15 protein-coding genes are annotated in these 21,146 nt (G+C 67.2%); 1 reads left to right on the top strand and 14 read right to left on the bottom strand.

The window, feature by feature from the left end:
* The first annotated feature begins 139 nt into the window (after positions 1-139).
* Positions 140-910, top strand: coding sequence for a GntR family transcriptional regulator (locus H7I57_RS00455; protein ID WP_264021238.1), 771 nt, complete (start codon positions 140-142; stop codon positions 908-910).
* On the opposite strand, the gene H7I57_RS00450 is transcribed toward H7I57_RS00455, so the two are convergent.
* From H7I57_RS00450 to H7I57_RS00385, 14 genes are all read right to left on the bottom strand, one after another.
* Complete coding sequence (locus H7I57_RS00450) at positions 882-4,805, bottom strand: ABC transporter ATP-binding protein (protein ID WP_264021237.1); 3,924 nt, start codon at positions 4,803-4,805, stop codon at positions 882-884. The two genes, H7I57_RS00455 and H7I57_RS00450, sit on opposite strands and share 29 nt — an antisense overlap.
* Positions 4,806-4,877: 72 nt before the next feature.
* Positions 4,878-5,873 (bottom strand): ABC transporter permease, encoded by a 996-nt coding sequence (locus tag H7I57_RS00445; protein WP_264021236.1) that lies wholly within the window; start codon positions 5,871-5,873, stop codon positions 4,878-4,880.
* Positions 5,874-5,885: 12 nt separating this feature from the next.
* Entirely contained in the window at positions 5,886-6,770 is an 885-nt protein-coding gene (locus H7I57_RS00440) for an ABC transporter permease (protein WP_264021234.1), read from the bottom strand.
* A gap of 145 nt (positions 6,771-6,915) precedes the next feature.
* The gene (locus H7I57_RS00435) at positions 6,916-8,049 is read right to left on the bottom strand and encodes an MFS transporter (protein ID WP_264021233.1); all 1,134 of its coding nucleotides are present in this window, start codon (positions 8,047-8,049) and stop codon (positions 6,916-6,918) included.
* 111 nt (positions 8,050-8,160) lie between these two features.
* The gene (locus H7I57_RS00430) at positions 8,161-9,546 is read right to left on the bottom strand and encodes an NtaA/DmoA family FMN-dependent monooxygenase (protein WP_264021231.1); all 1,386 of its coding nucleotides are present in this window, start codon (positions 9,544-9,546) and stop codon (positions 8,161-8,163) included.
* Positions 9,547-9,581: 35 nt separating this feature from the next.
* On the bottom strand, positions 9,582-10,865 hold the full coding sequence (locus H7I57_RS00425) for an NtaA/DmoA family FMN-dependent monooxygenase (RefSeq protein ID WP_264021230.1): 1,284 nt from the start codon (positions 10,863-10,865) through the stop codon (positions 9,582-9,584).
* 144 nt (positions 10,866-11,009) lie between these two features.
* Complete coding sequence (locus H7I57_RS00420; RefSeq protein ID WP_264021229.1) at positions 11,010-12,998, bottom strand: dipeptide ABC transporter ATP-binding protein; 1,989 nt, start codon at positions 12,996-12,998, stop codon at positions 11,010-11,012.
* 221 nt (positions 12,999-13,219) lie between these two features.
* Positions 13,220-14,389: an ABC transporter substrate-binding protein gene (locus H7I57_RS00415; RefSeq protein ID WP_264021228.1), complete on the bottom strand. Its 1,170-nt coding sequence runs from the start codon at positions 14,387-14,389 to the stop codon at positions 13,220-13,222.
* Positions 14,335-14,898: an ABC transporter substrate-binding protein gene (locus H7I57_RS33390; RefSeq protein WP_264021227.1), complete on the bottom strand. Its 564-nt coding sequence runs from the start codon at positions 14,896-14,898 to the stop codon at positions 14,335-14,337. Before H7I57_RS33390 ends, H7I57_RS00415 begins: the two co-directional genes overlap by 55 nt.
* 272 nt (positions 14,899-15,170) lie before the next feature.
* Positions 15,171-16,496, bottom strand: a complete 1,326-nt coding sequence (locus tag H7I57_RS00405; RefSeq protein WP_264021226.1) for an NtaA/DmoA family FMN-dependent monooxygenase — start codon at positions 16,494-16,496, stop codon at positions 15,171-15,173.
* A gap of 148 nt (positions 16,497-16,644) precedes the next feature.
* Complete coding sequence (locus tag H7I57_RS00400; RefSeq protein WP_264021225.1) at positions 16,645-17,814, bottom strand: ABC transporter substrate-binding protein; 1,170 nt, start codon at positions 17,812-17,814, stop codon at positions 16,645-16,647.
* The gene (locus H7I57_RS33385; RefSeq protein ID WP_264021223.1) at positions 17,760-18,323 is read right to left on the bottom strand and encodes an ABC transporter substrate-binding protein; all 564 of its coding nucleotides are present in this window, start codon (positions 18,321-18,323) and stop codon (positions 17,760-17,762) included. Before H7I57_RS33385 ends, H7I57_RS00400 begins: the two co-directional genes overlap by 55 nt.
* A gap of 175 nt (positions 18,324-18,498) precedes the next feature.
* Entirely contained in the window at positions 18,499-19,779 is a 1,281-nt protein-coding gene (locus H7I57_RS00390; protein WP_264021222.1) for an MFS transporter, read from the bottom strand.
* On the bottom strand, positions 19,776-21,059 hold the full coding sequence (locus H7I57_RS00385; RefSeq protein WP_264021221.1) for an MFS transporter: 1,284 nt from the start codon (positions 21,057-21,059) through the stop codon (positions 19,776-19,778). The genes H7I57_RS00390 and H7I57_RS00385 overlap by 4 nt, the downstream gene beginning before the upstream one ends.
* Positions 21,060-21,146 lie beyond the last annotated feature (87 nt).

Raw genomic sequence — 21,146 nt, 5'->3', positions numbered from 1 at the left:
AAGCGCCCGACTTCTCATCGGCGAAGAGTTGAAACAAACCCATTTGTTAATTGGTGTCACCACGTCCACGCAACCCGCCTGAAGAGGAGGATTTCATGAGGATCGGCCTTCACGAGCTCTGGACCGGCGGCGGTGTGCATTGAGGCCCAGCCCGACCCGGCCCGTGCGGCCCGAGACGCTCTACCAGCGGAACCGGCAGACGCCGGACCGCCTCAACAACTCGCTGCGACGGACCTACGATCTACTGCGCTCGACCCTGCAGAACGGACATGGTGACCAGTTCCTCGTCGAGGGCGAGCTCATCGACGCACTGTCGGCGAGCCGCAACACCGTCAGGGCCGTGCTGCAGCAGCTCGCCAAGGATGGCCTGGTCACCCGCAGCCCCAAGCGCGGTACCCGGTCGGCGGCCGCGGTGATGCTGCGCATCAACCAGCTCTCTCCCGTCAGGGAGTTCGGTGGTGACGCCAGTATCCGCACCGAGCTCAAGACGCTCGAATACCGAACCCTGGGCGGCCTGCGGTTGGTGCGCGAACGCCTGCGCCTGCCGTCCGATTGGACGGTGCTCATGATCGAGTCACTGCTCGTACAGGACACCCAGCCGCTGGGCATCTCGGTGAGCTACATCGCGATGCACCCCGACCAGTCCCGTGACCTCGAGATCACCGAGCCGGACCCCCTCCTTTTCCTGGAGCGCCACCTCGACGTCAAGATCACCGGCAGTCGCACCACGATCGGTGCCACCGCGGCCGACGAGCAGTCGGCCGCCCTGGTCGGCGTCGTGCTCGGAGCGCCGATGATCTTCTTGGAGGACATCCTCGAGGACGCGAGCGGGCAGCCGCGCGCGCTGTCGCAGTTCCGGATGCGGAGCGACCGGATCGCGTTCACGGCGTGTGCGTCGCGCTCGGCCTGACACGTCCCCCGGTTGCGCGGCGTTCACCCCTGGGCCGACCTGAGGCCGGCGCCGATGGGCGACAAGCCGATTCGTGGTGTCCGGTCGCCGGGTGGTGCTGGGTGTTGGCGGACCACAGGGCGGCGTAGCGGCCGCCCAGTGCCAGCAGTTCGTCGTGGGCTCCGTCCTCGACGATCAGCCCGTTGTCCACGACCAGGACGCGTTGCGCGGCGCGGGCGGTCTGCAGCCGGTGGGCGATGACGATCGTGGTGCGGCCCCGCGAGACCTGACTCATGGCGCGCTGCACCTGCGCCTCGGTGGCCAGGTCCAGATTGGCCGTCGCCTCGTCCAGCAGCAGGATGCGCGGGTCGACCAGCAGGGCGCGGGCCAGGCCCAGCAGTTGGCGCTGCCCTGCCGACAGTGACCCGCCCTGCTCACTGACGGGAGTGTGGTAACCGCAGGACAATTCGGCGATGAAAGCGTGCGCTCCGACCGCGCGGGCCGCCTGCTCGACGGCCAGGTCGGGTGCATCCGGATTGCCATAGGCGATGTTGGATCGGATCGTTCCGGAGAACAGGAACGGCTCCTGCGGGACGTAGCCGAGTTGTCGGCGGTACGCCACCAGGTCGAGTTCGGTGAGGGGCAACCCGTCGATCAGCACGGCGCCGGAGGTCGGGTCGTAGAACCGGGCGATCAGCTTCACCAGCGTCGACTTCCCCGCTCCGGTGGTGCCGACCAGCGCCACCGTCTGCCCCGCCGGGATGTCCAGGGAGACATCGTTCATCGCGACCAGGCCGGTGCTCGGGTAGACGAACGTGACGTGCTCCAGCTGGATCCGGCCGTCCAGCCGCTCCCTGCGGAAACCCGACGCCGGCGCAGGGGTCGCGCTCGGCGTCCTCAGCAGTTCGCGCAGCTGGGTCAGCGCAACGCGCGCCTGCAGCCATTGATCGAACACGAAGGACAGCTGCTGAATCGGAGTGAAGAACAGATCCAGGTACAGCAGGAAGGCGATGAGCACGCCGTAGCTGAGATCCCCTGCGGCCAGCCGCGGCGCCGCCACCGCGAGGGCGATCGCCTTCGCAACGATGCTGAGCAGCAGCAGGAACGGAAAGAACCGGGCCATCAGCTCGGCCGAGCGAACCCGCGCCGTGCAGTAGGCGTCCGCCAGCACCGCGAACCGCGCCTCGTTGGCCGGTTGCTGGCAGTAGGCCTGGCTCACCGCGACCCCCGCCAGGCTCTCCTGCATGTTGCCGTACAGCACCGAAACCCGTTCCCGGGCAAGTAGGTAGGTCCGCCCCGACTCGCGGCGGAACCACATCGTCGCGGCGATCAGGAACGGCAGCACCACCGCGGTGGCAAGGGCCAGCTGCGGATCGAAGATGGCCAGCGCCACCGCCACCCCGGCGCAGGACAACAGGCTGACCATCGCCGTCAGCAGGCCCTGCTGCAGAAGCTGGGCGAAGGCCTCCACATCGGAGGTCATCCGGGTCATGATGTGGCCCGCCATGTATTGCTCGTAGTAGTCGAGCGCGAGCCGCTGCAGGTGGGAGAAGGTGCGCACGCGCAGACCGAAAAGCACCCGCTCCGCCGTTCGCTGGGTGTAGACCACCATCACCCTGGTGTTGAGCCAGATCAGCACCTGCACCGCCGCGAGCACCAGGCACACCACGACCAGGGCCCGGTGGGAGTTGTTCAGCACGCCGTGGTCGAGTCCGAACCGGATCAGGATCGGCGCAGAGATCCACAGCGCCCCGTCGACCACCACCAGCAGGCTCGCCAGCAGCAGTGGCCGGCGGAACGGTCGGAATACGCTGGCCATGGTCAGTTCTCGGACCGGCGCGGTTGCCTCTGCCATGTCGATGTCCGGCTCGCCCCGCAGCGGCGGAAGTGCCGCCACCGCGTCCGTCAGCTTCGGGGATACGCTCGACAGCCCGGCCAGGGTGGAGGCGTCTCCGCTCATCCCGGGTCCCTGCGATCCCGAGGCGGCCCGGGTGGCCGCCTCGCTGGTGAAGCTGCTCATCTTCGGCGCGCCCAGCCGGGAGACGCCCTGGGGCCAGGCCGCCGCGTCGAGCACGGTCACCGGCGCCTCGGCCGACGCCGGACCGGCGGATTCGGCATCGGGACCGGTGAGCAGCTCGCGGAACAGCGCTGACCGCGCCAGCAGCTCCTCGGTCGTCCCGGTGTCGACGATCCGGCCGCGGTCCAGCACGATCACCCGATCGGCGAGCATCAGGGTCGAACGCCGGTGCGCGATCAGCACCGTGGTGCGCCGGGCGCGCACCTCCTCGAGTGAGCGGTGGACAGCGTGTTCGGTGCGCGCGTCGATCGCCGACGTGGCGTCGTCGAGGATGAGCACGGTCGGGTTGGTCAGCGCCGCGCGGGCCAGCGCAAGTCGCTGCCGCTGGCCGCCGGACAGGGTGAAGCCACGCTCCCCGACCAACGTGTCGTAGCCGTCGGGCAGCCCCGCGACGAACCCGTGGGCGTGTGCGGCCACGGCGGCGCGTTCGACGTCGTCGTCAGCGGCGTCGGGGCACCCGAACGCGATGTTGTCCCTGATCGTCGTCGAGAACAGGAAACCCTCCTCGAAGACGATGCCGACGTTCGCGCGCAGCGAGGTCAGGCCGTAATCGCGGATGTCGCGGCCATCAAGCCGGACTGCTCCGGCGGTGGGGTCGTGGAAGCGCGCCAACAGATGGGCCAACGTCGACTTGCCGGACCCCGACGCGCCGACGATGGCGACGGTCTCCCCCGGCGCGATCCGAAGGCAGACATCGCGCAGGACCGCGCCCCCACCGGGATAACCGAAGTCCACGTGGTCGAGTTCGACGAGGCCGACCGGCTCGGTCAGCACGACGGGGTCCGGCCGCTCCTGAACGCGCGACTGGACCGACAGCAGCTCCACGATCCGTTGCGCGCCGGCGCGCGCCTGCTGGCTGGTGGCCATGAGGCCCGACAGGAAGCGCACCGGCGCGACGAGTTGCAGGATGTAACTGCCGAAGGCCAGGAACACCCCGAGCGACACCCGGCCTTCCATCACCAGCCAGCCCCCGAGCGCGAGCACCGCGAGCTGGGTGAGCCCCGGAATCGCGTCCAGTGCGGCGGCATAGACAGCGGTGATCCGCGCCGTGCGCAGCCGGGACTGGAACAGCTTGCCCGCCTCGGCATGCAGCGCGTCCTGCTCCTGGCTCTCCTGGCCGAACGCCTTGACGACGCGGACACCGGTGACCGCTTCCTCGACCACCCCGGCGACGCTGCCCTGGAAGCGTTGGTCCATCCAGCTGGCCGGAAAAGACCTGCTGCGGAACCGCATCGCGACGATCAGGAAGGTCGGCACCGACACCACCATGATCAGCGCGAGCAGCGGTGACAGCACCACCATGACGACCAGCGAGACGGCGAGCAGCGCGATGTTGCCGTAGGCGACGCCGAGTTGTTGCAGGAACATCTGGATCAGGGTCAGGTCGCAGGTGGCCCGGGACATGATGTCGCCGGCCCGCAACTCGTCGCGACGGGAGGCGTCCAGGTACTGCATGTGATGGTGCACCCTGACCTGCAGGTCGCGTTGAGCGCGGACCGCCGCACGCCCGCCGACGGAGCGCCGCAGATAGTTGGCCACGAAACTCGCCAGACCCACGGCGAGCAGGATGCCCAGCCACAGCGGCAGGGAGCGCCGGTGTTCGACGATCGCGTCGTCGAGGATGATCTGCTGGATCAGCGGGACCAGGCCGATCAGTCCCATGGCGACGATCGCGAGCACCACCCCGGCCCAGATCCCGAATCGGTTGCGCCGGCTCAGCACCGGTGCCAGCAGGCGCAGTGTGCCGCGTCCGAACCGTCCGTGGCGTTCCGACTCGACCGGGGGCAACGGAGAGGATTTGCCGGCTTTCGCTTCCCGAATGTCGAGTGGAGTTGTCATCGCTAAATAGCACAGCGTCAGCGAGTCCGTCCGAAAACGTTACTGTTGCGGGCAGATTGCGCTATGGGCGCCTCAGACGGCGACGCGTGGGTCCGCGACGGCCTGCATGAGATCGACGACGATGTTGGCCAGCACGTAGAGGACACCGATGACCAGGGTGACGCCGGCGATCGTGTTGAAGTCTCCCTTGGAGATGGCCTGGGCGATGAAGAGGCCGATGCCGGGCCGGGCGAAGATCAACTCCACCACGATGCTGTTGCCGATCATCCCGGCCAGCTGCAGACCCAGCAGGGCGAACACCGGACCTACGGCGTTACGCAGTGCGTGCTGGATCAGAATGCGTTTCTCGCCAATGCCTTTGGACCGGGCGGTGCGGATGTATTCCGCTCGCATCGTGCCCTCGAGGCTGCTGCGCAGCACACGACCCACGGCGACCGCGGGCGTGATGGCGATGCACAGCGCAGGCAGGATGAGGTGTTTGAGCGCGTCCCAGAACAGCATTGGGCGGCCCGCCAGTAGGCTGTCGATCAGCAGGAAATGTGTTGGCCCGGTCGGTGCGTCGTAGAACGAGGTCTGCCCGGTGACCGGCAGGATGTCCAGCCAGCGGTAGAAGATCAGCATCGCCAGCAGACAGGCGAGGAACACCGGCACCGACGCGCCGGAGATCATCACCACCCGGAGCACCCCCGAGCCGCGCCAGCCCTGAGCGGTCGCCAGGCCGAGGAAGAACCCGATCACCGCGATGAGGATGCCTGCGATGAAGACCAATTCCAATGTCACAGGGAGGAACTCGAGGATGTTGTCTGCCACCGGCGTCCGTGTCACGGTGGACACACCGAGGTCACCCTGCAACGCCTTGCCGAGATAGCCGAGCAGCTGCACGGGCAGTGGGTCGTTGAGCCCGAGCTTCTCCCGAGCGGCCTCGTACACCTCCGGAGGCGCCTTCTCACCGACCAACGCCACCACCGGGTCGACCGGGGCGATCTTCTGCAGTGTGAAAACGACCGCGACGAGTGCGAGCAACACGGGAACGGCGCCCAGGAAACGCCGGCCGAGCGTCATCAGCATGGCGGTTTCCCCTCAGCGGTCGCGGATGCGGTCGCGCAGCGCGTCACCGGCGAAGTTACTGACGATGGCGATGAGCCCGACGGCCACGGCCGGGAAGATCGGGATCCACCAGGCGCTGAAGATATGGGTCAGTCCCTGCGCACTCATCGCGCCCAGTTCCGGCGCGGGTTGCGGCGCTCCCAGTCCCAGGAAGGACAGACCGGACAACAGCAGCACCAGAGCGGAGATGTCAAGGCTCGCAGTGACGATGGTGACCGGCACCGCTCCCGGCAGCAGGTGGCGGGTGAGCTGGCGCTGCCGGCCGGCACCGGCGATGCGGGCCGCCTCCATGTGGGGTGAGGCGCGCAACTTGCGAATCTCGGCACGCACGATCCGCGCGTAGAGCGGCCACCACACGATCGCGACACCGATGAGCGTGTGGATGTAGGACGGGCCCATGGCGGCCACCACCGCGATCGCGAGGATTGGCCCCGGCAGGGAGAGGAAGACGTCGGTGATCCGCATGAGTGCGGCGTCGACGATCCCCCCGACAGCGCCGGCGATCAGGCCGATGAGACCGCCGATGAGCACTCCCGAGGCGACCACTGCCAGCGCCCCCCACCAGCTGGTGGACATTCCGACCAGGACCCGGGACAACACGTCACGGCCCACGGTGTCGGTGCCCAACCAGTTCTCCGCACTGGGTGCGACCATGGCCTTCCCGGCCGGCACCAGTGGGTCGAACGGGGCCAGCAGCGGCGCGAAGATCGCGACGAAGAACATCGCCGCGAGCGCGCCGAAGGCGAGCCAACTCGGCACCGACGTACCGCGGAAGTAGTGCCTGACCGCCAGGGTGGCTTTCCTGCCGGAGGGAATGGGAACCCGGATTCCGGGGATATACGGTTGTGCGACTGCCACGGTTCCTCCTGTGGGGACTGCATGGGACGTCTCTGGTGCGAAGTTCACACGCAGCCGGTATCGCCAACAGATCGATTACGTTGCGGGCCTATTGCGCGTCGGGCCTTGAGGTTTCACCGGGTGTCACATTGGCCGCGCTGCGCGGTCAGCCCGGGGCGGGTGCGGCAGGCGGAAACCGGCGGGCCGTGCTGCGGGCGAGCACGGCGCCGACCGCAAGGATCCCCGACACCACCGCCAGACCGCCGCCGGCACCGAGCACGGCGATGAGGAGGTTCACGCTTCCGGCGCCGAGAAACGACCCCATCCCACACGCGATGCGGTAGGTGGCCACCCCGGTGGACGGGTTGGGGCTCAGCGCCACGATGAGTACCGGAGGCGCCGACAGGGCGATGCCGTCGACCACGCCGAACAGGGCGGCCGCCGCGAGGAACCCGCGAAGATCCTGGACGGTGGCCAGCAGGACCACCGCGACGATGCCGAGCAGCAGCGCGACGGCCAGGCAGCGCGCCGGCGGTACTCGCTCGAAGAGGCGCCCTGCCAGCGCCAGCACCACGATCTGGACCGCGGACAGGATCCCCAGCGCCACACCGATGTTCGCCGCAGACAGCCCGTAGGCGTGGCCGACCAGCGGCAGCGCGGTGTTCTCGATGCCGCTGCGCAGGTAGTTGCCGAAGAGGCCGAGCGCGAGCGCCATCCGCAGAACCGGTGGCAAGCTGAGTTCGGGCAACCCGATCCGGGGTCGGTAGCCGTCGCCCGGGGGCGGCAGCCCGGGCAACAGAAGAACTGCCGCCACGGCGACGACCACGCCGAGCCCGGCGCAGACCAGGAAGCTGAGTCGGTAGCCGTCCAGCCCGGAGAGCAGCCCGGCGATGATGCCGCCGGTGGGTGCACCCAGGGCCGCACCGAGCAGCTGAAGCCCCTGATTGGAACCCAGCACCTGGTGGGGACGGCTGTGCATCCGGACTGCGACCTGCAGCGCCGCACCGGCGACCACGGCGCTGGCGAGACCTTGCAGGACACGTGAGGCGAGCAGGCCAGTTGTCCCCTGGGACAACATGAAGCACCCCTCGCTGGCCGCGAACAGTGCGAGACCGATCGCGATGGTCGTTCGCGCGTCGACACGGGTGATCACGCGGGTGCCGAGCACGTCGACGGCGACGACGCCCAGCGCCGAGACCAGGATGAAAGCGGTCACCTCGGCGGTGGACAGGCCGAGTTTGATGGCGTAGAGCAGTTCGATCGGAGCGGTCATCGCCATGATGAAACCGGCCAAGACCATGGTGACCGGATAGCTCCATGGATGTGCGCCCGGAATATGCCCTGACGGGGCAGGTGGTGGTGTCGGCGTGGTCACCGGTGGCCACGCAGCATCTGGTTGATATCAGCGCCCTCAGAACTCGCGGAGGGTGTCGCGCAGAGTCGTTGTGGTGTAGGCGGTGCGGGTGAGCCCGCGCCGCTGCAGGGCGGGCACCAGTCCGTCGCAGATCGACTCGATGTACTTTCGCGAGAGGTCCCAGCCGGGCTTGGCGATCAGGAAGCCGTCGCCGCCGACCTCCTCCATGGCCTGGCCCATCTTCTCGGCGACCTGATCGGGAGTGCCGACGAGTTCCAGGCCGCGCTTGGCCCGGTGCAGCACGAGTTGGCGCAGTGTCTTGGGCCCGGGGGTGCCGTCACCGCGCATGAAGTACTCCAGCGACCCGCGTTCGCCGTTGGTGGTCAGGTCGGCAGGCAGTGGCTCGTCGAGATCGAACTGCTTGAAGTCGATCTCGGTGTTCGACGAGATGCTGACCAGCGATTTCTCCACGTAGGAGGGATGATTGAGCAACCGATCGACCTCCGCGCGGGCTTCGGCCTCGGTGGCGGCGATCGTCGGTGAGACGACGAAGAGAAGTTTGACGTCATCGGGATTGCGGCCGGCGGCCTTGGCACGGGCCCGGATGTCGTCGCGGTACTCCTTCATCCCCTCGACCCCGGTGCCGACCGCGACGATCGCGTCGGCGGCACCGGCGGCGAACTGACGGCCTTTCGGCGAGGCACCCGCCTGCAGGAAAGCGGGCCGGTGCTGCGGGGAGGGCACGGTGTTCAGCGGGCCGCGGGACTTGAAGTACTTCCCGTCGAAATCGATGGTGTGAACCTTGTTGAAGTCGGCGAAGGTATGTGTCTTGCGGTCCATCACCACCGCATCGGCCTCCCACGAGTCCCACAACTGGTTGACGACGTCGAAATACTCCTCGGCGACGTTGTAGCGCTCGTCGTGCTCGGGCAACCCTTCCAAACCGAAGTTCTGCGCCGCCCGATCCTCGGCCGAGGACACGATGTTCCACCCGAAACGGCCCTCGGCGATCGAGTCGACCGTCGAACACAACCGCGCCAACGAGGACACGATGTTCCACCCGAAACGGCCCTCGGCGATCGAGTCGACCGTCGAACACAACCGCGCCAACAGATACGGCGGATAGAAACTCGTCGACATCGTCGACACCACACCAAGATTGGACGTGTTGCACGCCACCTGGACCGCCAACGGCACCGGATCGTGCTTCGGCGCGAAGGCCGAGTGCTTCAGCGCACCTTCCATGGTGCCGCCGTAGGCGTCGGCCACCATCACCGTGTCCTCGATCATGATGAGGTCGAAACACGCCCGCTCCATGGCCCGCGCCATGTCGACATAGAACCGCCCGTTCGGCCACATCCGGACGTCCGGCGAGGCGTCGTCGGTGTCCCACTCCGGCGGGATGAAGTTCATGAACCAGCCGAGGTGAAACTTCTTGGTCATCTCAATCTCCTGAATAGTGGTGGAATGAACCGCGTTTAAAACTCACGCAAGGTTTCGCGCAGAGTGGACGTGGTGTACTCGGTGCGCATCAGCCCGCGCCGCTGCAGGGCGGGCACCAACCCGTCGCACACCTCGGTGATGTACTCGCGGGACAGGTCGCGCCCACCCCTGCTGATCAGGAAGCCGTCGCCGCCGATCTCCTCCATGGCTTCGCCCATCTTCTCGGCGACCTGGTCGGCGGTGCCGACGAGTTCCAATCCGCGGGTGGTCCGCTCGTGCACGAGTTCGCGGAGGGTCTTGGGTCCAGGAGCACCGTTGCCGCGCATGAAGTGTTCGAGCGATCCGCGTTCGCCGTTGGTGGTCAGATCCGCCGGCAGCGGTTCGTCGAGATCGAACTGCTTGAAGTCGATCTCGGTGTTCGACGAGATGCCGACCAGCGCCTTCTCCTCGAAGTTCGGGGCGGCCGCGAATCGGGCCACCTTCGCGCGGGCTTCGGCTTCGGTCGCCGCGATCGTCGGTGAGACGACGAAGAGAAGTTTGACGTCATCGGGATTGCGGCCGGCGGCCTTGGCACGGGCCCGGATGTCGTCGCGGTACTCCTTCATTCCCTCGACCCCGGTGCCGACCGCGATGATCGCATCAGCAGCACCCGCGGCGAACTGCCGACCCTTCGGCGACGCACCCGCCTGCAAGAAAGTGGGCCGATGCTGCGGAGACGGCACCGTGTTCAACGGACCACGGGACTTGAAATACTTACCGTCGAAATCGATGGTGTGAACCTTGTTGAAGTCGGCGAAGGTGTGGGTCTTGCGGTCCATCACCACCGCATCGGCCTCCCAGGAATCCCACAACTGGTTGACGACGTCGAAATACTCCTCGGCGACGTTGTAGCGCTCGTCGTGCTCGGGCAACCCCCCGAGCCCGAAGTTCTGCGCCGCCCGATCCTCGGCCGAGGACACGATGTTCCACCCGAAACGGCCCTCGGCGATCGAGTCGACCGTCGAACACAACCGCGCCAACGCCACCACACCAAGGTTGGAGGTATTGCACGCCACCTGAATCGCCAACGGCACCGGATCCTGCTTCGGCGCGAAGATCGCGTTCTTCAACGACCCCTCCATGGTGCCGCCATACGCATCGGCCACCATCACCGTGTCCTCGATCATCATGAAGTCGAAACACGCCCGCTCCATACTCTTCGCCATATCCACGTAGAACCGCCCATTGGCCCACTGCGCCACATCCGGGGAAGCCCACTCCGACTCCCAATCCGGCGGCGTGAAATTCATGAACCAGCCGAGGTGAAACTTCTTGGTCATGGAATGCTCCTGGGTCCGTTGTCCTTTGAAGCCATCACAGCGCGCGCGGATGTCGGGGTGAATGCGCCGCCGTGGCGCCTCTATTGCGCCGATCTGTCGGACATTCCGCCGGCTTCCTGCCCGCCTGCCGAATCGAGCCGCTCGTCAGGAGGCGGCCCGCTGCGGGTTCTCCTGATCTGCCTGGGTGAGAAGACAAGCCGCGAAGCGGTTGCTCGTGCCGTCGAGTGAGTAGAGGATCGGCTCGTCGGTCTCACACCGGTCGATCCGCTCCGGGCACCGTGGATGGAACGAGCACCCCGGCGGTACCGCGAGCGCACTGGCCGGTTCGCCGGGCAGGCGGACCGGTGCGGTCCCGGGCGAGGGGATCGCGGCCAGCAGCGCCTTGGTGTAGGGGTGCGTCGGGTTGCTGATGACTTCCAGGGTGGGGCCCACCTCGACGATCTGGCCGAGATACATCACCGCGGTGCGGTCGGAGATGAACCGGGCGGCGGCCAGGTCATGCGTCACGAACATCACCGCCATGCCGAGCTCGCGACGCAGTTCCTGCAGCAGGTTCAGCACCGAGGCGGCCAGTGATGCATCCAGTGCCGACGTGGGCTCGTCGCACAGCAGCAGCTTGGGCGGGACGATGATGGCCCGGGCGAACGCGACCCGCTGCCGCTGACCGCCCGACAGCAGGCCGGCCTTGACGCTCGCCACGTCGGGAGGCAAGCCCACCTGACGAAGTGCCCGGTCCACCATCTTGCGCCGCTCGGCCCGGCCGGACGTCTTGATCAGCCGCTCCCCGACGATCTCGCCGACGCTCAACCATGGAGTGAGGGAGGCGCCGGCGTCCTGGAACACCATCTGCGGCTGGCCGAGGGGTCGTTCGACGTTGCCGCTCTCCGGTTTCATCAGCCCGGCAACCACCCGCAGCAGGGTGGACTTACCCGATCCGGACTCGCCGACCACGGCCACCGACTCGCCGGGGGCGATGTCGAGGATGACGTTGCGCAGCGCATGGAGTTTGTCCTTGTGCAGCAGGCCGCGCCGCACGTCGAACTGCTTGTCGACGCCGTTGACCCGGGCGGCCGGCACCGTGTCCTGCGGTTCTCTCATCGGCTTGAACGGTTCCGTCTCGGCGAGATCGGCGATCACCGAGGTCGACTCGGGGACCAGGCAGGCGGCCACGCCGTCGTGGGTGGTCGCCGGTGTGGGGGCGGGAAGGGTCTCCAGGCAGGGCGCGACCGCGGCCGGGCAGCGGGGCGCGAAGGCGCAGCCGGGCGGGTGCGCACGAGGATCCGGCGGCTCGCCCGGCAGTGAGGGGATCGCCCGGCCGATCGGCAGGTCCAGGTCCAGACGCGCATTCAGCAGGCCCACGGTGTACGGGTGTGACGGCGCCCGCAGCACACTGTCCATCTGGCCGGCCTCGGCCAGTCGGCCGCCGTACATGACGGCGATGCGGTCGCAAACCTGCGAGGCCACGCCGATGTCATGGGTGACCAGGATGAACGAGGTGCCGAGCTGGTCGCACAGATCGCGGATCAGGCTGAGCACCTGGGTTTGGACGGTGACGTCGAGCGCCGTGGTCGGCTCGTCGGCGATAACCAGGTCGGGCTTACCGGCCACCGCCATGGCGATCATCACCCGCTGTCGCAGACCGCCGGACAACTCGTGCGGGAATGCCTTCATGCGGCGCGCCGGGTCGGGGATGCCGACCAGATCGAGAAGGCGGAGTGCCTCCTCGGGCGACCCCGCGGCCTCGACGACCTGACGGCCCACCCGCATGGTCGGGTTGAGCGACGTCATCGGATCCTGGAAGATCGCGCCCAGGTGTGCCTTTCGGACCCGCCGTCGCTCCTGGTCGGAGGCGGCGACCATATCGACACCGCACACCTCGGCACGGCCGGTGATCCTGGGTGACGGGTCACCGGACAGCAGCCCGAGCAGGGCGTGGCCCATCACGCTCTTACCCGAACCGGATTCCCCCACCACGGCCAGGATTTCGCCGTGCCCGATGTCCAGCGTCATACCCCGCAACGCGTTGACCGGAACTCCGCGGCGCTCGAATGTGACTGCCAGGTCCACTACCCGGGCCCGCGGGGCGACCGGTGCATCGGACGCATCCGTGGCAACATCGTGCGCTGTTGTCATGAAGACACCTCTTCTCTGGATGTGCACCACGATGGAAACCCGGCTGCGTGACACCCGGGGGTCACCCAGATGCCCAGCACATTGCGCCGCGTTTGCGGCGGCGGCACAGCGGTGCCCCGCGTCGCTCGAGGACTCGTTCGGCGGGTCGGAATCGACATCGGTAGTTGTTGTTTCACAATAGTTCTCGTTTCGCCTGCGGTCCCCAGGCACCACTCGCGACACTAGGCGCGCCGTATGACCCCCGTGTCGAAGATGTAGGGCAGATAGGAGTTCCCGACGAACCCGTCGATCTGCGCCTGGGTGATCGTGGTGTCCATCCGTCGGCATAGCGGCACCCAGAGTGCCTCGTCCTCGATGGTCGCGGTGATCTGCAGGTACACCTCGTTGGTTTCGTCGTCGGTGGGTTTGGTGATCGCCTCGTCCATGAGCCGGTCGACCTCGGGGTTGCCGTACTGAAAGAAGTTGAGCGGCTTGGCTCCGGTGCGCAGGAAGATCCGCATCGCGGTGTCGAGGTGCAGCGCGTCGCCGCCGATGCCCGCGACCATGAGGTCGGGCCTGCGCTCGGCCGGTTGGTTGGCCAGGTCGAAGGACTCGGCGCTGGGCATAGCGCGCACGGTGATCTCCAGCCCGGTCGGGGCGAGTTGGGTCTGGATCAGCTCGGCGATCTGCTGGCCGGGCGCACCATAGGAGGTCACCCAGGCCAGGTCGATCTTCTTGGACGGCAACGTCGGCACGATCGCTTCCAGCGGCCCGATGTCGACCGGTGGGTCGAAAGGCACCAAGCCTTCGGGGAACATGTTCTCCGGCCAGAAGTTCGACTGCATCGGGGTCAGACCCTGGAACGCGGCCTCGACGATCGCGGAGCGGTCCAGGGCGGTCATCATCGCCTGCCGCAGCGACTTGTCGGCAAACACACCGGCGTTGAAATTCATCCAGAGCACGATGACGGTGGAACCGGCTGCCGTGATCGTGTTGAATTTCGCGTTCTGCTTGTAGTTGAGGACGTCGGGGATCGCGAAGCCCTTGGCCACCAGGTCGAAGGCGCCCTGATCGAGTTGCAGCTTCTGCGTGGCGATCTCGGGAACGATCTCGATCCGGACGCTCTGGAAGTACGGCTCCTCACCCCAGTACCCGTCGAACCGCTCCAGCGTGTAGTGGCTGCCCGGCACGAACTCCTTCATCGCATACGGCCCGGTCCCCGCATCGTGGGTCTTGAGCCACTCCTGCGCCAGATCCCCACCCACCGCATTGGTTTCGACCGCGGTCGGACTCACCGCGAACATCTGCCACGGGCACGCCGCGTAATGCAGGAACGCGTTGTTGGGCTCCTTGAGCGTCACCACCAGAGTGGTCGGATCGGGCGCCTCGGATCTGGCGATGCCGGCCACCATGTAGGGAACGCGTTGTTGGGCTCCTTGAGCGTCACCACCAGAGTGGTCGGATCGGGCGCCTCGGATCTGGCGATGCCGGCCACCATGTAGGCCGGCCCCTCATTGACCGCGAGCCTGCGCTCGAAGCTCTTGACCCAGGCCGCCGCATCGGCCGGGGTGCCGTCGTGGAAGGTCACCCCGGGCACCAGCTTGAAGGTGTAGGTGAGCTGGTCATCAGACACCGTCCAGGACTCCGCCAGCCCGGGGATGATCTCGGAGGTGCCCGACTTGTAGTTGACCAGGCCCTCGTAGCAGGACTTCATCACCTGCACCCCCTCGCCCTCGTACATGATGTCGGGGTCGGGAACCTGCATGTCCTGCAGGAACGGCATCCGCAACGTCAGGTTGCGCTGGCCGTCCACGCTGGCCTCACCGCCGCACGCGGCGATGAGGTTGGCCAGGGCGAGTCCTCCGACGGTCAGGCCGCTGACCTTCAGAAAACCACGCCGGTCCAGATTGATTGGGGTCACGGGCGTCGTCTCCTCAAAAATGTGGGTGGAGGGTCGGCGCGGCGGCGGGCGATGGCGCGGCGACGGGTGAGGCTCGGACCTGCGCTGGGCCGTCCTCGCTGATCTGGGTCGGTGTCTGTTGTTCGGCATCCAATCCGCGGCGTATGACGGCACCGCGTCGTCACGGTGGTTTTTTTATTGCGCCGCACCGCGCGGCGCATTACCGGTGTAACGGAGAACGTATGGGATGGGTCGTCTCGATGCCCCTGCCGGACGGGTGCGTGAGCGGTCACTCAGAATTCGAGCAGGTTGTCGCGGAACATTTCGTAGCGATAGCGCTCCCGGGTGAGGCCGCGCTTCTGCAGCTCCGGGACGAGGCCGTCGGTGATCTCACTGATCGAGCGGCGGGTGAGGACGTCCTGAGTGATCAGGAAGCCGTCACCGCCGACGTCGGCCATCACCTCGCCCATCTGCTCGGCGACCTCCGCCGGCGTACCGAGGAACTCGACCCGCTGCCCGGCGCCGTACGCCGAGTTCGAGGCGACTTCCCGCAGCGTCCGGTCGAGGTTCTGCCGGACGAAAGCTGCCAGGGAGCTCTGGTGTCCGTTGGTGATCATCTGGTCGGCGAGCTCACGGATGGGGACGTCGAGGTCGAACTCCGAGAAGTCGATGTCGGTCGCGTACCCCATCCCGGCGAGCCGGAACCGCGGATCGGCAGCCGCGTCGGCAATCATCTTCTCCTTGCGCGCCACCGCGTGCTGGTGCGTCTCGCCGAGGATGGGTGAGATCAGGAAGAGCACCTTGACGTCATCGGCCTTGCGTCCGTGACCCACGGCGCGGGCCCGGACGTCATCGCGGTACTCGGTCATCTGGTCGACTGTCGTGGCCGACGCGATGATCGAGTCGGCACACCGCGACGCGTATGCCCGCCCCTTCTCGGAGCCGCCGGCCTGGACGATCACGGGTCGACCCTGCGGGGATCGTGCGGAGTTGATCGGGCCACGCGACTTGTAGAAGCGGCCCTCGAAGTCCACCGTATGGACCTTGTCGGGATCGGCGAACATGCCGTCCTGGTCGACGACCATCGAATCCGGCTCCCACGACTCCCAGAGCCGGGTGACGAGGTCGGTGAACTCCTCGGCCATGTCGTAGCGGACGTCATGGTCCGGTTGGGCGTCGTGCCCGTAGTTCTGGGCGGCGCGGTCGGAACTGGCGGTCACCATGTTCCAGCCGGCGCGGCCGCGCGACACGTGATCCATCGTCGACACCAGTCGCGCGAGGAGGTACGGAGGGTACTCGGTGACCGCCAGCGTCGTCACGATGCCCAGCCGCTCGGTGTTCTGAGTGAGGATCGACGCCAGCACGGCGGGGTCGAACTTCGGTACCGCATAGGCGTTCTCGAGGTAGAAGTCGTGCTTTCCCTCCCAGGCATCGGGAACGAACGACGAGTCCTCGAGGATGAAGTAGTCGAAGCAGGCCCGCTCCAGAGATCGCGCCATGTCCACGTAGAAACCGGGCAGCATGCCCTCGGACTGGTGTGTGCCGATCCACTGGTCGCGCCAGCCGTGAACCCGGTAGCCGTTCATGAACCAGCCGAGATGGAACTTTGTGGCCTGCATCCGTGCCTCCTCGCGTCGTCCTGGCCCTTTCCGTCAGGGTTGACCGCAAGGTATCGACACGTGGTTGCGTAACCGGATCGGTCCGATTCCCGCGGCATTGCGCCGGTCACGGTGAACACCCCGCTGGGAAGGCCCTACCGACGCGTGCTCACACGCGGCTGATCTTGTGTGGCGCGAAAACGTAGGGAATGTACGAATCCTGCTCGACGCCATCGATATACGCGTGCATCACCATGTTCTGCGGTATGCGACACAGCGGCACCCAGAGCGCCTCGTCTCTGACGAGTTCGGTGATACGCAGGTACACCTCGTTGGTCTCGTCGACGGTCGGCTTGGTGATCGCCAAGTCCATGAGCCGGTCGACCTCGAGATTGCCGTACTGGAAGGCGTTGAGCGGCTTGGCTCCGGTGCGCAGGAAGATCCGCATTGCGGTGTCGAGGTGAAGCGCGTCGCCCCCCATCGTGGCCACCAGCAGGTCGGGGCGCCGTTGGGCCGGCTGGTTGGCCATGTCGAACCACTCGGCGGTGGGCATGGCGCGCACGGTGATCTCCAGCCCGGTCGGGGCGAGTTGGGTCTGGATCAGCTCGGCGACCTGTTGTGCGGGCGCCCCGTTGGAGGTCACCCAGGCCAGGTCGATCTTCTTGGACGGCAACGTCGGCACGATCGCTTCCAGCGGCCCGATGTCCACCGGCGAATCGAAGGGCGCCAGCCTAGGGGGAAACATGTTCTCCGGCCAGAAGTTCGACTGCACCTCGGTCAGGCCCTGGAAGGCGGTGTCGACGATGGCGGAGCGGTCCAGGGCCGTCATCATCGCCTGCCGCGGCGCCTTGTCGGTGAACACGCCGGCACCGAAGTTCATGTAGAGCGCCATCATCGACGCGCCCGTTGTGGTGATGGCCTTGAACTGTGAGTCCTGCTTGTAGGTGAGCACATCGGGGATCGCGAAGCCCTTGGCCACCAGGTCGAAGGCGCCCTGATCCAATTGCAGCTTCTGCGTGGCGATCTCGGGAACGATCTCGATCCGGACGCTCTGGAAGTACGGCTCCTCACCCCAATACCCGTCGAACCGCTCCAGCGTGTAGTGGCTGCCCGGCACGAACTCCTTCATCACATACGGCCCGGTCCCGGCGTCATTGGTCTTGAGCCACTCCTGCGCCAGATCCCCACCCACCGCATTGCTTTCGACCGCGGTCGGACTCACCGCGAACATCTGCCACGGACACGCCGCGTAATGCAGGAACGCGTTGTTGGGCTCCTTGAGCGTCACCACCAGAGTGGTCGGATCGGGCGCCTCGGATCTGGCGATGCCGGCCACCATGTAGGGAACGCGTTGTTGGGCTCCTTGAGCGTCACCACCAGAGTGGTCGGATCGGGCGCCTCGGATCTGGCGATGCCGGCCACCATGTAGGCCGGCCCCTCATTGACCGCTGCCCGACGCTCGAAGCTCTTGACCCAGGCCGCCGCATCGGCCGGGGTGCCGTCGTGAAAAGTCACATCCGGCACCAGCTTGAAGGTGTAGGTGAGCTGGTCATCAGACACCGTCCACGACTCCGCCAGCCCCGCGACGATCTCCGAGGTGCCCGACCTGTAGTTGACCAGGCCCTCATAGCAGGACCTCATGACCTGCACCCCCTCGCCCTCGTACATGATGTCGGGGTCGGGAACCTGCATGTCCTGCAGGAACGGCATCCGCAACGTCAGGTTGCGCTGGCCGTCCACACTGGCTTCACCGCCGCAGGCCGCGACCAGGTTGGCCAACGCCAACCCGCCCACGGTCAAACCGCTGACCTTCAGAAAACCACGCCGGTCCAGATTGATTGGGGTCACGGGCGTCGTCTCCTCAGGCTGTGATGCGCGGGTGGGGCTTGTGTTGACGGTGGGTGTTGCGCTGTTGACCCGTAATGAAAATCGCCGCAGATGACGGCTCGGGGTCACCATCGTGGTCTTTGCATTGCGCCGTGCTGCGCGGCGCATTACCGGTGTAACGCCGTCCACGGCACGCTCAGGTGGATGCGATCACGACCGCCGGGTTGGGCCCCAACAGATCCCGGCGACTGCGCACCACGATCACCCCCAGCGCCGTCAGACCCAGCAACGAGGACATGATCAGTGCCGTCCGGGTACCGAACAGTTCCGCGCCGAGACCGATGGTTGCCATCCCGATGGGTAGCGCACCGATGGCTGTGCTGAGCACGCCCAGCGCAATGCCACGCTCGTTGGGTCCTGCCGACTCGATGGCCAGCAGGCTCTGCATCGAGCCGAACCCGGCCTGGCCGATGCCGGCCACGAACAGCGCGACGAAGGCGACGGCGAGCACCGGAACGGTGGCGAAGACCAGCAGCCCCAGCAGCGCAACGGCCGATCCGCAGGCGAACACCCGGCCGTAGCGGTACAGCGGTCTGGTGGTCAGCACCAGACCGGCGGTGATCTGGCCGAGACCCGGGGCCGCGGCGAGCGCGCCCGCGAGCACGGCGCCCTGCGCGAAACTCTCGGCCACCACCGGTATCAGGGGAATGTAGCCGAACATGCAGAGGTTCATCACGACGGTGATGGCGAGCATCGCCACGAACCGCCGACTGCATCGTAACAGGCTCGCGCTCGTCGTCACCTGGTTCCGCAGTGAGATCGAACCCGCCGCCGGGGGTGTGGCCGCGTATCGGGGCCGCGGTACGAAAGCGAGCAATGCCGCGGACAGGACCAGCAGCAGGCCCATCCCGGCGAATCCGGCGCCCATGCCGAGTTGCTGGATCAGGATTCCGCCGACGAGGGTGCCGAACATCGCCGACCCCGCTTGTGCCGTCGCCTCGATGGTCATCGCCTGGCTGGCCAGCCGGGGCCCCACCGTCTCGTAGATCAGGGGACGCTGGGCCGTCATGTTGACCAGGCCGCCGATACCGACGAGGAACATGAACGGGAAGGTCATCCACACCTCGACCCGACCGGACTGCACCGCGACGAACATCAGGAACTCGACCGGGATCAGAACCAACTGCACGCCCAGGATCAGCCGCTTGCGTTCGAACCGGTCGCTGATCACGCCTGCGAAGAATCCGCCGAGCAGCATCGGGACGAAGAAGAGCGCGCCGACCACCTGATTGAGTACCGGCGACCCGGCGATCTGGGTCAGCAGGTAGCTGGTGGTGAACAGCACGCCCCACCGGGTGGTGTGCCAGAGCAACGAGCTCACGAACAGGTTGCGGTAGCCCGGCACCCGCATCAGCGCGCGCAGCCGCCGGGTGTCGGCCGCGTCGCCCGGGACCGCGACCAGGTCGTCGGCGGTCATACGCCCGCCCCCGCCGCGGCGCGACGCCGCACCAGCACCCCGATCAGGACGGGGAGGGTGAGAACCGCCGAACCGAGGGTGAGGGCGGTGAATCCCGTCCAGTTCATGATGATCCCGCAGACGACGCTGGCCAGCCCACCGCACACCGCGGTGGTGAGATCCGCGGTGCCCTGGACCGGCACCCGGTACTCCCAGGGAACGTGCTCGATCAACAGGCTCGAGCCGCCGATGAGGGCCAGCGTCCAGCCCACCCCGAGCGCGAACATCGCCACGAACATCAGAGCCACGTTGTCCGAGGACAGGGCCGACAGCCCGCAGGCGGCCAGCAGCACCAATGAGCCGGCGCGCAACGCGGCCAGCCTCCCCCGACGGTCGGCGTAGCGGCCGACCAGCGGGCTGAAGGCGAACATCCCGGCGATGTGCACCGAGACCACGAGCGAGCTGACCGCCTCGTGATCGTGCGCCTTCATGTCGATCGGCGTCATCGCCATCACCCCGACCATCACCGCCTGCGCGGTGACCATCGCCAGCAGGGCCAGGCGCGCCGTCGGCGAGGCGGCGATGGCACGCACGGAGTCCCTCAGCCGTATCGGCCGCTCCCCGGTGCTCACCCCGTGTTCGGCCGCCGACACCAACAGTGGGTCGGGGCGCAGCCGCACCGCCACATTCACTGCGGCGCAGGCGAAGAAGAAGGAGCTGAACAACCACGGACCCGCGTAGAAGTCCAGACCGAACCACGCCACACCCAGATGCTCGGCCGGGACCACCAGCGTCGGCCCGAACACGGCCCCGAACGTCGACGCGAACAGGATTCGGCCCATCGCGCGACCACGCTGCTCCGGCTCGGCCAGATCGGTGGCCGCGTACCGGGCAAGCAGGTTGGTCGCCGACCCGGCGCCGTACAGGAGCAGGCCGAGCAGGAACACTGCGAGCACCGACAGTTGCACGCCGAGACACGCGATCACACCGCCGATGGCCGCCAAGCCGTAGCCCGACTGCATCCCGGCACGCCTGCCGTATCGGCGCATCACCCGCGACAGGATCTGCGCCATCGCGCCGGAACCAGCCGTGACCGCCGCGGTCGAGACCCCCACCCACGGCGTGCTGACGCCGACGATGTCCTCCACCACGAATCCGCCGACGGTGATGGCGGCCCCCAGGGCGGCCGCCCCGGCCACCTGGCCCATGACGAGGACGCGCAGGGTGCGACGCTGCAGCACGGCCCGCGCGGCGATCGACAGGGGGAACGCCGCAGAGATCGAACTGACCTCTTTCGTCATCGCTTTCGCCTTCCTCGGCAGTGGTGCCACGACCGGCCCGGCGACATTGCGCCCGACACCGTATTGCGCCGCCGTGACGGCGGCCGA

This window comes from Mycolicibacterium pyrenivorans (genome assembly GCF_025821625.1).
GTDB classification, from domain to species: Bacteria; Actinomycetota; Actinomycetes; order Mycobacteriales; family Mycobacteriaceae; genus Mycobacterium; species Mycobacterium pyrenivorans.
This window is presented reverse-complemented; position numbering and strand designations above follow the sequence as displayed.